General features: G+C 67.9%; 8 protein-coding genes and 2 pseudogenes. 4 read left to right on the top strand and 6 right to left on the bottom strand.

What is annotated here, in order from left to right:
* Positions 1-521: 521 nt before the first annotated feature.
* The 5 genes and pseudogenes from AB0I18_RS11410 to AB0I18_RS11390 all read right to left on the bottom strand — a co-directional run bounded on the left by AB0I18_RS11410 (position 522) and on the right by AB0I18_RS11390 (position 7441).
* Complete coding sequence (locus AB0I18_RS11410) at positions 522-1088, bottom strand: DUF6082 family protein (RefSeq protein WP_363105185.1); 567 nt, start codon at positions 1086-1088, stop codon at positions 522-524.
* A gap of 636 nt (positions 1089-1724) precedes the next feature.
* Positions 1725-3140: pseudogene (locus AB0I18_RS11405) on the bottom strand (protein-lysine 6-oxidase); the annotation flags it as partial.
* A 174-nt stretch (positions 3141-3314) separates the two neighbouring features.
* A complete protein-coding gene (locus AB0I18_RS11400; protein WP_363105184.1) occupies positions 3315-4421 on the bottom strand; it encodes an acyl-CoA desaturase in 1107 nt (368 codons plus the stop codon).
* An 18-nt stretch (positions 4422-4439) separates the two neighbouring features.
* Entirely contained in the window at positions 4440-5537 is a 1098-nt protein-coding gene (locus tag AB0I18_RS11395; RefSeq protein WP_363105183.1) for an FAD-binding oxidoreductase, read from the bottom strand.
* 467 nt (positions 5538-6004) lie between these two features.
* Positions 6005-7441: an MFS transporter gene (locus AB0I18_RS11390; protein ID WP_363105182.1), complete on the bottom strand. Its 1437-nt coding sequence runs from the start codon at positions 7439-7441 to the stop codon at positions 6005-6007.
* A 120-nt stretch (positions 7442-7561) separates the two neighbouring features.
* Between AB0I18_RS11390 and AB0I18_RS11385 the strand changes: the two genes are divergently transcribed.
* The 4 genes from AB0I18_RS11385 (at position 7562) to AB0I18_RS11370 (ending at position 11823) form a co-directional block, all read left to right on the top strand.
* Entirely contained in the window at positions 7562-8272 is a 711-nt protein-coding gene (locus AB0I18_RS11385; protein ID WP_363105181.1) for a TetR/AcrR family transcriptional regulator, read from the top strand.
* 10 nt (positions 8273-8282) lie between these two features.
* On the top strand, positions 8283-9611 hold the full coding sequence (locus tag AB0I18_RS11380; RefSeq protein ID WP_363105180.1) for a SpoIIE family protein phosphatase: 1329 nt from the start codon (positions 8283-8285) through the stop codon (positions 9609-9611).
* A 459-nt stretch (positions 9612-10070) separates the two neighbouring features.
* Positions 10071-10469, top strand: coding sequence for a hypothetical protein (locus AB0I18_RS11375; RefSeq protein ID WP_363105179.1), 399 nt, complete (start codon positions 10071-10073; stop codon positions 10467-10469).
* Between the two features lie 25 nt (positions 10470-10494).
* Positions 10495-11823, top strand: coding sequence for a VanZ family protein (locus tag AB0I18_RS11370; protein ID WP_363105178.1), 1329 nt, complete (start codon positions 10495-10497; stop codon positions 11821-11823).
* A 328-nt stretch (positions 11824-12151) separates the two neighbouring features.
* On the opposite strand, the pseudogene AB0I18_RS11365 reads toward AB0I18_RS11370, so the two are convergent.
* A pseudogene (locus tag AB0I18_RS11365) lies at positions 12152-12736 on the bottom strand (HD domain-containing protein).
* Between the last annotated feature and the right edge of the window lie 99 nt (positions 12737-12835).

Below are 12835 nucleotides of genomic sequence, written 5' to 3'. Positions count from 1 at the left end.
TGACTCTTGAGGAATCAACGACCTGCGCACCTTTGCCGTCGGCTAGCCGAGTGGTTGGGCAGAGATCATGGCCTGCGACACCTTGACAGTCAGGGGACGCTCTTATCCTTACCGCTCAGGCAACGCCCCTCCAGGGCAACGCTCCGCATGACCTAGTGGCCGCCGACAGCCCCCTCCACGAAGCCCCGCGCCAGCGCGCCGAGCACACATGCCACCAAATTGTTCTCAAAGAAAAGGAAATCCAGTAACCACATGAGAATCGTCAGGCGGCTGGACACCGCAGACCAGCGATGCATTCACGACTCCAACTGCCCTGCAGTTTTCTCGCTTTCCAACGGCGATATCGCCTTTATCGGCGCTGAAGCATCTGTGGAACTCCAGTCAAATCTACCGGAAGGCTCCGGCATCGGGGCCGGAGAAAACCTCGTGGTAGTGCCCCGTGATGTACTTATCAGCGCGGGATGGGTCCCACCGTCCGTTTGATCATCGGCACGGTCCGAAGAATTCGTCTTCGGACCGTGCTATTGACTGGAGGCGCGCCGCAGATAGGCCAGTTCAGCGAGATCATAGAATTTCCGCATGCTGCCACCGTAGGGCGTGGAACTGTTTCGACGCGAGCGCGTTTCCTTCCAGAATTTTTGGGTCACCGCGCTACCGAAGGTATGATAAAGAGCTTCCTCTATCTCGTCATCCGTGTAGTAGCCTAATTCATAGCACATAGCATGGTGCGAGATCACCAAGTTGGCGTACATATATTGCCTCCGACGATCCCCTGTGACCTCCGGGCCGTATCCTGGCCAACACTCCATGAGAAGTGGATCACCGATCGCCATCTGAAGCAGGCTCTGATGCTGTCGACGAAATGACGCTGCGGCAGCTTGCTGAGAACTCTTGTGCTGGCCTTCTGCTATCTCACGCTGCATCGAAAGCTCCAGACGCTGCGCCTCTAACAGCTGGCGCTGCATTCTGGACTCTTCTCCTTGCTGGTGAAAAGTTCTGGCTATATAGAAGAGAACTACCACGGACGAGGCCGCTGCGGCCGAACCGAAAGCATCTCCCGCATTTCCGTTGGCGCTGGTCTGAAGCATGGGAAGATTTGTCATCACGATAGTGAGGACAACCGACCCGCTACAGGATGCCGCAAAAAGAGCTACCAGTGTGAGTATCTCTCGCACCCGCCTGAACCTTGCCATGACGCCCCCCGACAAAAGCTCTCCCACTGAGCGATCACATATACCCGCCCAATGCAAGCCTCCCCGCCAACAATCGATCGAAAACGGAAAATTCGAAGCTCGGGTGGCGCACGGAGACACACGTTTTCATCACACCCGTGTGGACCCCGCACACGGGGCGCATACCCGGTTTGGAGCACATGCCACAGAATTCCCCGCAGACCCGTGAAAACCAACCACAGCGGCATGCAGCGGGACCATGCACGAATCAATCCCACTACCCGGATTGCAGATTTTCGTCTACACACATGCTGGCCAGCGGTAACGTCGAACGAATCTGACGGAGCTCACGCAACGGAGCTTCCAGGGGCTCCAGAGATTCCAGTGGAATGCGGTTCTGGTGGTCCCTATTACACGATCGTGCCGCCACGCGCCCCCGTGCGCCGAGGCACGTGATCAAACTTCTACAGCGATACAGAACAGACAGAACAGAAAGGCGCGCAGCCTCTGAAGCCCGCGCGGGAGCGCCAGTCCCAGGGGCTGTGCGGTCTCCTACGGGGCGTTGATCAGGTCGTGCTGCGGGACAGTCACGGTGCGGGCGTCCGGCTCACCGCCCAGGACGACCTTGCGCAGGGCGACGTTGCTGTCGGTGTTCGTCTCCTGGAGCCGCTTCTCGGGTTGGCGATCACCTGGATGTAGTACGTGCCGTTCGGCAGGTCGGTGTTGTCCGGGTGCCAGTTGGCGTTCTTCACGGTGTAGTCGATGGCGCCGGTGTTGGCCAGGCAGAAGGCCTCCTTGCCGCTGCGCACCTCCTTCGTCTGGTCCGCGCTCAGCAGCCGGTAGCTCGCGAAGTCCGTGAAGTGCCAGTGCTCGTGGCCGTTGCACGGTTCCCACTCCGTGGTGCCGGTGGGCGCGTACCCGACCTGCTTGCCGTCCGCGTCGTAGAAGTACTGGTACGCGTCCATCAGATCCTCGCCGGGACTGCGGAAGCCGTCCACGACGAGCGGGGCGGGGCCCGCGTTCCAGACGTTCGCGCTGAATGCGAGGTAGTCCTTGCCCGGGGTGTCCCCCGTACTCGCCGTCGGTGACGGGATGTCCCAGGCCGACAGCGAACGCAGGTCCGGCTTGGGCACGTCGGCCGGGACACCGGCCCGGTCGGCGGGCCGCTTGGCGGCCGGCTCCAGCGCGGGCGCGATGCGCGAGCCGTCGGTGTGCCCGCGACCGTCACCCAGGTGGTGTGCCGTGCCGCGGTCTTCCAGCGCGTGCGACAGAGCGGGCGGTGTGGGCGCTCGGCGCCGCGGGGACCGTAGTGGGCGGCGGAGGACGCGGCGGAGTGCACGTCGTGCCCGCCGCCGTGGTGGGCGGCGGACCGGGAGGCGCGGCCACTCCCTCTCCCCCTCCGCCGCCGTCGCTGAGCTGCCGGACCGTCAGCTTGATGGTCGACTGGTCGTCGGGGATGGCGAACAGGTCGCGGTACTTCTTGGCCACCGACACCTTGGCCGTGTACTCGCCCACCGGCAGGTCCACCGGACTGTCGTAGCCGAACGTGGTGGTGTTGGACGCCCAGCCCTTCTCGACGCCCCAGACCGAACCCAGCGTGAACGGATTGGTGGGGCAGCCCTCGGGATAGTGCGAGGTCGACGGAGCATCCGGGCGGATCCGTCCGGAGGCGTTGTTCGGGCAGAAGTTGCCCTTGCTGGTCGACACCTCCTCCCTGGCCGCGTTCTTGATCGACAGGTTGAGGAAGCCGGGCAGACCGGAGAAGTCCTTCACCAGCCAGGCGGGCAGTGTCTTCGTCCGCGTGCTCGTCCCGTTGCGGAGGACCTGCTTGGCGACGACCGGGTCCTTGTACGACTTCCGGGTCACCTTGATCTCGAACGGCGCGTCGTCGACCGTGACGTACGTACCCAGGTCCAGATAGACCCCGGACTCCCCCTCCCACCGGTCGAGGGTCACGGAGTCGGACGCATCCCCGCGCGCCCCGGGCCGAGCCTGTGAACGCACTGTGAGAGTGGCAAACGCGGTGTGTGGGTTGCCTGTGGTGGTTGTCTGTCGAGGAGGAAATCAACGGCCGGTGTCGCGCCGGGTACTCGTGTTCGAGCTCCACCGGTAGGAGCAGTCAGGAGCAGGAGCCCTGCGCAGTCAGGAACCCGGCACCGCGTGGCGCAGGATGCGGCTCCACATGGACCCGTACTGCCGCCACAGCGGTCCGGTGACGTACCCGATCCCGTGCCGGGCGCAGACCTCGCGTACCCGGGGGGCGATCTCGGCGTAGCGGTTGCTGGGCAGGTCGGGGAAGACGTGGTGTTCGATCTGGTGGCTCAGGTTGCCGGTGAGGACGTGGAGGAGGAAACCGCCCTCGATGTTCGCCGAGCCCTGGATCTGCCGCAGATACCACTCACCGCGGGTCTCGCCCTCCAACTGCTCCTCCTCGTACTCGAAGGTCTGGACGTCCGCCGGGAAGTGGCCACAGAAGATCACGGTGTGCGCCCAGATGTTGCGCAGGCTGTTCGCCGTGACGTTGCCGAGCAGGCAGGGCAGCGCGGACGGGCCGGCGAGCAGCGGGAAGAGGACGTAGTCCTTGGCCGCCTGGCGCACGCCCTTGCGGATCAGGCCCGCGAGATCGCCGAGGAAGGACCGCACGCTCTTGCGGCCGGACGGTACGGCGTCCGCCTCCAGGTCGTAGAGGGCGATGCCCCATTCGAAGACGGGCGCGAGCAGGGCGGCGGCCACCGGCTGGAGAAGGTGGCCCGGATGCCAGGGCTGCTCCGGGCTCATGCGCAGGACCGTGTAGCCGAGGTCCCGGTCGCGGCCGACGACGTTGGTGTACGTGTGGTGCAGGTGGTTGTGGGTGTGCTTCCAGGCCTCGGCGGGGGTGAGGAAGTCCCACTCCCAGGTGGTGGAGTGGACGGCCGGGTCGCCCATCCAGTCCCACTGGCCGTGCAGGATGTTGTGGCCCAGCTCCATGTTCTCCAGGACCTTGGCCACGGTGAGCATCGCGGTGCCCGCCAGCCAGGCGGGCGGGAACAGGGATACGGCGAGGGCGGCCCGGCCGCCGGTCTCCAGACCGCGCTGGACGGCTATCACCGTGTGGATGTAACGGGCGTCCTCCGCCCCGCGCTTCGCGATGACATCGGCGCGGATCCGGTCGAGCTCCGCACCGAGCCGCTCGGCCAGGTCAAGTTCCGTCGGTGGTACGGCAGTTACGGAAGGCGCGGAGGATACGGAGGGTGCGGAAGATACGGACATGAAGGCTCCCGAGGAGGCCTAGAGGTCGAGGGCGAGCGGACCTGCCGCGCCGTTGACGCAGGTCTGGATCAACTCGCCCGGGTCACCGTGCAGTTCACCGGTACGCAGATCGCGTACGCGGCCGTGGACGAGCGGGGTGAGGCAGCCGAAACAGATGCCCCGGCGGCACCCGTACGGCATCGGGACGCCCGCCGCCTCGCCGGTTTCGAGGAGCGGGACGGCCGCCGCCGAATCCGCCTCGACGCCGGTGCGGTCGAAGCGGACCCGGCCGCCGGAGGCGTCGGCGCCGGGCGCGAGCAGCGGGGCCGGGCGGAAGCGCTCCACCCGTAGCCGCTCGCCGATGCCGGCCGCGGCCCAGTGCTCCTCCAACGCGTCGAGCAGCCCGTCCGGACCGCAGGCCCACGTCTCGCGGGTACGCCAGTCGGGACAGAGCACATCGAGGTGGGCCGGAGCGAGCCGCCCGGCGGTACGGGTGTGCCGCTCGTCGACCTTCAGCCAGGGCAACCGGGCTGCCATGTCGGCCAGTTCGGAGCGGAAGAGGGTGTCTTCCGGCCCTGGGGCGCTGTGCAGGAGTACGACATCGGGGGCGCCCCCGGAGGATGATGGTCCGTCCCGACCGCGCCGCCGCGCGAGGGTCCGCAGCATCCCCATCACGGGGGTGATGCCGCTGCCCGCGGTCACCATCAGCATCCGCCGGTTCCCCTCCGGCAGCGTGAACTCCCCCTGCGCCGGGCCCAGTCGAAGCACCGTGCCGGGGCCGGTCCGGTGGACGAGGTGCGGGGAGACCCGGCCGCCGGGATCCGACTTGACCGTGATCGTCAGCGGCAGAGGCAGAGATTCGGGTGAGGTGATCGAGTACGTACGCCAGTGCCGTACGCCGTCGATCTCCACCCCGACCGGAAGGTACTGACCGGCCCGGTGCCCCGCCCAGCCGCGCCCGGGACGTATCTCCAGCGTGGCGGCCCCGGCGCACTCCGGCCGCACGGCGACCACGCGTCCCGCGGGTTGGCGGGCGGAGAGCAGGGGGTCGATCAGGCCGAGGTAGTCGTCGAGGGCGAGGGGGGTCGCGAGGGAGTTCGCGAGCGGGTTCACCAGGGCGCCGGTGAGTCTGCCCACGAAGCCGGAAAGGCTGGGCGGAATCGGCGGAATCGGCGGAAGAAACGGCGTGCGCGGAGCCGGCATGGGAAGAAGCCCCTCTCTCACCACACGGGGACCTGGCACATCGAGCGCATCGGGCACATCGGGCCTGTCGCCGCATCGCGTACCCGGGTTCGCCTCGGTCATGTACATCGGTCATGCACGTCGATCACGTACATAGATCACGTACATCGGCCCTGGGGTGGCGGGCCGCAGCCGAAGTCCCGACAGAGAACCACAGCGACGTGTCCCCATGGCAGACGCAGAACCGGATTCCCGCCAGCCCCTCCACCCCACCCGCCCCTCCCATCCCGCGCGTCGAGGAAAGCACGGCGTCCGCCGGGTCGCGGTACGGCACACAATGGCCGAATCGCGACCCGGGGGACGTCGTGTCCCGCCTCTGTCAGCACTGCCCGCTCTGTCAGCGCTGACAGCTCTGCCGGCCGTCAGTGCACATGAGGCGCGCCCGTCTGTTGCGGCTTGCCGCGCGGTACGAGTCCCAGGGACACCGCCGCGCTCACCGCCGCCGCGAGGGCGCAGACGGTGAAGGCGTCCGTGAAACCGCCGACCGAGCCGCCCTCGATACCCGAGGCGGCGACCGTGGAGACGACCGCCACGCCGATCGAACCGCCCACCTCGTGGAAGGTGTTGACGACTCCGGACGCCAGGCCGGCCTCGTCGTGTTCCACCATGCCCAGCGCGGTGGTGGTGGCGGTCACGAAGACCGCGCCGAGACCGAGCGAGGCGACGACGAAGCCGGGCAGCAGACCGGCGTACACGCTGCCGTCGGTGGAGAGCTGTGTCAGCGGTACGGATCCGGCGGCGGCGACCGCCATGCCGCCCACGGCGACGGCGCGGCTGCCGATCCGTCCGACGAGCCGGGACGCGAGGTGGGCGCCGAGGCCGGTCGCCACGGCCACCGGCAGGAACAGCAGGCCGGTCTTCAGGGGACTGAATCCGCGTACATGCTGCAGGTACATGGACCCCAGGAAGAAGAACGCGATCAGCAGCGCGGTGGCGACCAGCATCAGGAACGCGCCCGCGAGCACCGGCCGGCGGGTGAACATCCGCAGGTCCATCAGCGGGGCCCGGCCCGCCCGTTCGACCGCCGCGAACACCGCGTACAGCACCAGCGCGGCGGCGATCGGCAGCAGGGTGGCCGTGTCGCCCCAGCCCGCGTCCCCCGCCTTCACCAGGCCGTAGATGAGGGACGCGGTACCCGCGGTGACCAGCAGCGCACCGGGCACGTCGAGCCGGGCCGGCCGCGGCGGGCGGGCCGGGACGAAGGCGGGCAGGACGGCGAGGAGGGCGAGGCCGACCGGCACGTTGACGTAGAAGACCCACTGCCAGCCGGGGCCGTCGGTCAGCGCCCCGCCGATCAGGACACCGGCGGCCGCGCCGGAGCCGCCGATCGCCGCCCACACGCCGAGCGCCTTGTTGCGCTCGGCGCCGTGGAAGGAGGTGGTGACGATGGCGAGCGCCGCTGGCGACAGCAGGGCCGCGCCGACGCCCTGCGCGATCCGGCCGCCGAGCAGCATGGGTGCGCCGGTGGCGAGGCCGGTCACCAGCGAGGCGGCGGTGAAGACCGCGAGCCCGGCGAGGAGCGTACGGCGGGCGCCGAGGGCGTCGGCCAGTCGGCCGCCGAGCAGCATCAGACCGCCGAAGCACAGGGTGTACGCGGCGACCACCCAGGTCAGCGTCGCCCGGCCGAGGTCGAGGTCGGCGGCCATGTCGGGCAGTGCGAGGTTCACGACGGTGACGTCGAGGATGAGCATGAACTGGGCCACGCAGATGAGGGCCAGCGCGGTCCAGCGGCGCGGATCGGCGGGCGGCTGGTGCTGGTGCGGCGCGTGCTGCGCGCCATCGGGTGCGGGATGCGTCATGACGAAGTCCTCATGAGTAAGGGCGGGCCCTTCGCGGCCGTCGCCGGGACACATATGAACTGTACGGTGCAGTTCATATGAACTCAACTGTTCAGTTCAGCTCGTTGCTAGGATCGGGCCATGAGCGTGGAGAGCGTGAGACAGCCCCCCAGCGGACCCCGCGCCGAACTGAAACGGCGCGCCATCGTTCGGGCGGCGCGCGAGCTGTTCCTGCGGGACGGTTTCGGCGTCGGCATGGACGCCATCGCCGCCGCGGCGGGCGTGTCCAAGGTGACCGTCTACAACCACTTCCGCAGCAAGGAAGCCCTGTTCACCGCCGTGATCGCGGGCGCGCTCGACGAACCCCTGTCCGGCAGTTCGTCGGCCGCGCTCGAAAAGCTGGCCGAGGCCGAGGACCTCCGTACGGCCCTCATCGACGCCGCCCGCTCCTGGGTGCACGCCGTCAGGACCAACCAGGACGTCATCGCCCTGCGCAACCTCGTCGCCGCCGAGCAGCACCGCTTCCCGGAACTGGGCCGGGCCTGGCAGGGGCGCGGCCCCGAGGGCCACCACCCCGCCGTGGCCGGCGCGCTGCGCACGCTCGCGGACCGGGGCCGACTGGTCATCCCGGACCTGGAGGCCGCGATCATCCAGCTGTACGCGCTGCTGGTCTTCCCTCACATGGTCTTCGGCACCTACGGCACGCACATCGACGAGGACCTCACGGACCGTCTCGTCATCAGCGGCGTCGACATGTTCCTGGACCACTACGGCCCATCCCGGCCCTCCGGCCCTTCCCAGCCATCCGGGCCATCCCGGGATCGGGTCGCACGGGACCCGGCAACGGAGTAGACATGAGGGCATGAGCGCCATTGATGCGCCTGGCGGGAGACCAAGCCCGGGCATCGAGACCGACAAGGCCACAGGCAACGACGTCGAGGTCGGTGGCGAGGTCGACATCGACTTCGCGGAGGTCTTCCAGGCCCTGCCCAGTCCGGTGATGCTGCTGACGCCCGGCCTGGTGATCGTCGACGCCAACCGGGCGCTCCTGAAGGTGAGCGGGCGCGGCCTGGACGAGCTGCGTGGCCGAGTGCTCTTCGACGTGTTTCCCGACAGCCCTTCCAAGCAGGCCACCGGTGTCCGGACCCTGCGCACGTCGCTGGAACGGGTGCTGGCCACCGGCGAGCGGGACACCATGGCTCTGCAGAAGTACGACGTCGAGGTGCCGGACCGGCCCGGCGTGTTCGAGGAGCGTTACTGGAGCCCGGTCAACATCCCGGTCCTGGACGCCGAGGGCCGGGTGTCACTCATCGTCCACCGCACCGAAGAGGTCACCGCCCTGGTCCGCGCCCGGCGGGCCCTCGCCTCGACGCCGGGCACCACGCTCAGCCACGAGGACGCCATGACCGCGGACCTCCTCACCCGCTCCCAGGAACTGCAGGAACTCAACGAGCAGTTGCGCGAGGCCCACGCCCGCACCCACGAGGTCGCCGTCACCCTGCAACGCGCCATGCTGCCCGGCACCGCGCTGCCGCGGCACTCCTTCGCCGCCGTGCGCTACCGGCCCGCGACCAGTTTCCTCAACGTCTGCGGCGACTGGTACGACCTGATCGACCTGGCCGCGGACCGGCTGGCCGTCGCGGTCGGCGACGTCGTCGGCCACGGTCTGGAGGCGGCCGGCGTCATGGGCCAGCTGCGCAGCGCCCTGAGCGCCGCGATCCGCGCCACGGGCCGGCCGGCCGCGGCCCTCACGACCCTCGCCCAGCACGCGCACACCGTCGAGGGCGCACTCGCCACGACCGCCGTCCAGGCCGTCATCAACCGCACCGACCACACGATCACGTACAGCCGCGCCGGCCACCCGCCCCCGCTCCTGGCCCACGCCGACGGAACGGTCGAGATCCTCGACTCGGTCACCGACCCACCCCTCGGAGCATGCGACGACACCCTCCCCCGCACCGAGGCCACCGCGCCCTACACCCCCGGCGCCACCCTCATCCTCTACACCGACGGCCTGATCGAACGCCGAGACGAGGACATCGACACAGGCCTCAACCGCCTCACCAACAGCCTCAAACACCACCACGCCCTCGCCCCCGAGCCCTTGGCCGACGCGATACTGACGGACCTGGTCCCGTCCCCACGACGGGGGCCGGACGACGATACGGCGCTGGTGGTCATTCGGTTGTGACGGGTCCGGAGCGGAGCTCAGCATCCGATCAGGCCGGGCACGCGCCGGGCGGGTCACCGTGCCGCCGTGGATACCAGTAGGGCGACGGGGGCCGGATGAGCCGGTGCCGCGTATCTCTCAGGACCGGCTGCATCAAGGGCGGGCCCTCTGCGTGATCAGCCGGGACGGCTCCTTCGTACTCACCGCACGGGCGTACTCCTCGGGGATGTCGCGGGTGTCCTGGACGGCGACCATCGCTCCGAAGCGGGTGCGGCCGGCGAGATGGGGAGTCGGTACCGCATCGGTCAGCGTTCGCTCTGGTGTCAGCTGACGAGACCGGATCGGAAGACCATCTTCCGGAACGAGCCACCCTTTAGGGACGGGTTCAAGCCAAGGGAGATATGACGTGACTTTGTCAACTCCATCCCTGTAGATTCCAGCTCGTTGTTGATCTTTCACGCGAAATATAGGGGGAAGCCCATGCTGAAGCTGAAGAAGACGCTGGCCGTCGTGGCCATGACGAGCGCGCTCGTCATGGCAGGGACGAGCGCGTTTGCTTATGGGTCCAAGAGCACGCAGCTGTCGAACGGTGTCCTGACCATCAACGCAGATGACGGCTGCCTGGTGAGCGGCAACTGTTCCTTGTACTACTCATCAACCAAGTACAAGAAGACCGGCGGAAGCAAGGTCACGATCCAGCTCGCCCTGGCCACCGGAAACGGGCTCTACCTGGACACCCAGAAGTCGATCTCTTCAGGCCAGACGCTGTCGCACAGCTGGGGCGGGCTGAGGAAGTCCGACGCGAGCGACTGCTCGGTCGCTGGTTACATGAAGGCCAGCACCGGCAACTACTACACCCCCAATATCGGGGTCTGCTAGTCCATTTCCGCGGCGGCCGGGGCGCATGACCAGCGCCCCGGCCGCCTGCTCCGAAGGCCACCTTGTGATTGAAGCGTCCATTTCCGCCGTACCGGGCTTGATCGCGTTCTTCGTGATCCTTGCCGCCCTGGCCGCCGTCCCGACGGTGCTCGTGGCCAAGGCCAGGAGCAAGCCGTGGCCTCTGAGGGCCGCGCTCGCGGTCTATCTGGCCGGGATCGTGGCGGTGACGCTCCTACCGGGCGACGCCGGCCTGGAGTCGGGGCAGTGTGACACCGGGCTGCCCGCCCACTTGTTCACCTCGGCAAGCTCCTTGCTCAACATCGCCCTCTTCGCTCCGGGCGCGTTCTTGGCCGTCCTGCTCTTCCGGCGGCCGGTGACCGTCGTGGCCTCCTTCGCCTGCCTTAGCGCCGGCGTCGAAATCATCCAGTCCGTTGCAAGTCTTGGCCGGTCCTGCAGCGTGAGCGACATCGCGGCCAACGCGACCGGAACCGTACTGGGCTCCCTCGCAGCAGCCCTCTGGCTGTATCAGCGCAAGCAGCCGCCGCACCGACCTCTGCGCGACGCGCTGTGGGGGCTCTCACTCGCCGGCCTAGGCATCGCGGTGCTGGGCGGGATCTTCCATACCCGGATCGACTCGGTCGACATCGTCGCGCGGGACGAGCAGCGAAGCGCCCTCACCGACTCTGCCGTCCAGGCGGACGAGTGGATCACGACGATGGCCAAGGGCATCTACGGCAACGACACCCAGATGAAGGGGACCGCCACCCAGAAGGACGGCACCCGCCTGAAGATCACCGCGGAGACCAACCGGGGCAGCATCTCGGGCTGGTGGCCACAGAAGGATCTGGCGACCGCCTGGTCGTCGAACACCCGCGGCGACGAGGGCACCCTCAACAAGAAACAAGTCGCAGCGGCCGCAGACAAGTTCGCCCGCACCTGGTTCCCGAAGAACATGGCCGGAAGCCAGCAGAAGATCCACTCCATCGGCGACGGCGCAACCCGCGCCTATACGGTGATCTACCGGCGCTACACCGGCGGCGTGATGATGCCCATGCGTCTCGACCTCACCATCACCACCAAGGCCCGGGTCATCGGATTCACGGCCACGAGCGTCGAGGACCCGGCACTCCCGCCGGCCACCATCGACGAGTCGCGAGCCAAGGACATCGCCGGCCGGTTGACCGGGCTGCCAACGGAATCAGCAGTGCTCCTCGCACAGCAGGTCAACGGCGCATGGCGACCGGTCTGGCTGGTCGGCAGCGGCCCCAAGGACATCGCGATCGACGCCGCGACCGGCGACCAGATCACCGACGCACAGCTGAACGGCTCCAAAACCGGGCCGAAGGCTGGCTAGTGGGCAGTGCACTGCCCACTACTACATCCCCGCTTCCCGGAACCGTGCCCTCTTCGAGGACGTGCTTGAGGGACGATGCCGGTGCACATCGCGTGCGGGGCGCCGGACATCATCCGGCAAGAGACGAAGAAGATCACCGAAGGCCAGTGGGACCGTGGCCCGAACCGCCAGACCTGTTGCGAATGCGGTCTGTGGCCCGCAATCCAGCCACCCCCTCCACAAAAAGCGTGAGAACTTTCGGGGAAAGTGCTCACGCTTTTAGCAACTGGTGTCCGGCAGAGGAGATCGTCCAACGGCCTCCCGCCACTCGGGACCCGATCGCAACTGCTCACCCCTGCTTCTGCTCCCCCAGTGCTGCACGCAGCCAGTCCAGAGATCCCGTCTCCAACACCGCGTCCGCAAGCTCGTTCGCGGACTTGGTGATGAGGCGCCCGCGGCTGTTGTCGATCCACCGCTGAGCGTTCTCATAGCCCTGGGCCTTGTACTCGATGCCCTGGATCATGCACTCCAGCTTGTCGGCGTCCCGTGCGCAGACCGCCTCCGGGGACTCCTTCGCCTCATACTCCGCAACGATCTCCTTCACGGCAGAAGCCAGCACCTCGGGCATGCCCGACACCTGGTCAGCCGTGACCGCCTCGGGATCAGCACCAGTCGCGTACTTCTTCCCGAGGTGGTTCACATCACCGGTACGGGTCTCCTGCGAGTCGTGCCACACCGCGAGGAACGCGGCCCGCGCAGGGTCGGCCCCTTCGAGCTTCGCGATGACCGTCGCGATGAGAGCGGTGCGCCAGGAGTGCTCCGCCACCGACTCGGGGTCGCGTACGCCGGCCATCCATCAGCCCGTGCGCTTGGTCTGCTTCAGCGTCCCGGCCTCGTACAGGAACCTCGCCACCGCGGACAGGTCGTCTGCCACCGTCGCACTCCTCTCACGCCTCGGCGAGGCGGATCGCGTACTGAATGCCGCCATGAACGGCCAGGCACGCCGGCAGTTCAACGTCTGCTTCACTACCCG

Source organism: Streptomyces sp. NPDC050704 (assembly GCF_040654355.1).
Classification (GTDB): Bacteria; Actinomycetota; Actinomycetes; order Streptomycetales; family Streptomycetaceae; genus Streptomyces.
This window is presented reverse-complemented; position numbering and strand designations above follow the sequence as displayed.

What these genes read in the sequence shown, in the direction of transcription:
- AB0I18_RS11410 (WP_363105185.1), bottom strand. Translation starts at nt 1,088, where the DNA reads ATGCTTCAGACCAGCGCCAACGGAAATGCGGGAGATGCTTTCGGTTCG.
- AB0I18_RS11400 (WP_363105184.1), bottom strand. Translation starts at nt 4,421, where the DNA reads ATGTCCGTATCTTCCGCACCCTCCGTATCCTCCGCGCCTTCCGTAACT.
- AB0I18_RS11390 (WP_363105182.1), bottom strand. Translation starts at nt 7,441, where the DNA reads ATGACGCATCCCGCACCCGATGGCGCGCAGCACGCGCCGCACCAGCAC.
- AB0I18_RS11385 (WP_363105181.1), top strand. Translation starts at nt 7,562, where the DNA reads ATGAGCGTGGAGAGCGTGAGACAGCCCCCCAGCGGACCCCGCGCCGAA.
- AB0I18_RS11380 (WP_363105180.1), top strand. Translation starts at nt 8,283, where the DNA reads ATGAGCGCCATTGATGCGCCTGGCGGGAGACCAAGCCCGGGCATCGAG.
- AB0I18_RS11375 (WP_363105179.1), top strand. Translation starts at nt 10,071, where the DNA reads ATGCTGAAGCTGAAGAAGACGCTGGCCGTCGTGGCCATGACGAGCGCG.
- AB0I18_RS11370 (WP_363105178.1), top strand. Translation starts at nt 10,495, where the DNA reads ATGACCAGCGCCCCGGCCGCCTGCTCCGAAGGCCACCTTGTGATTGAA.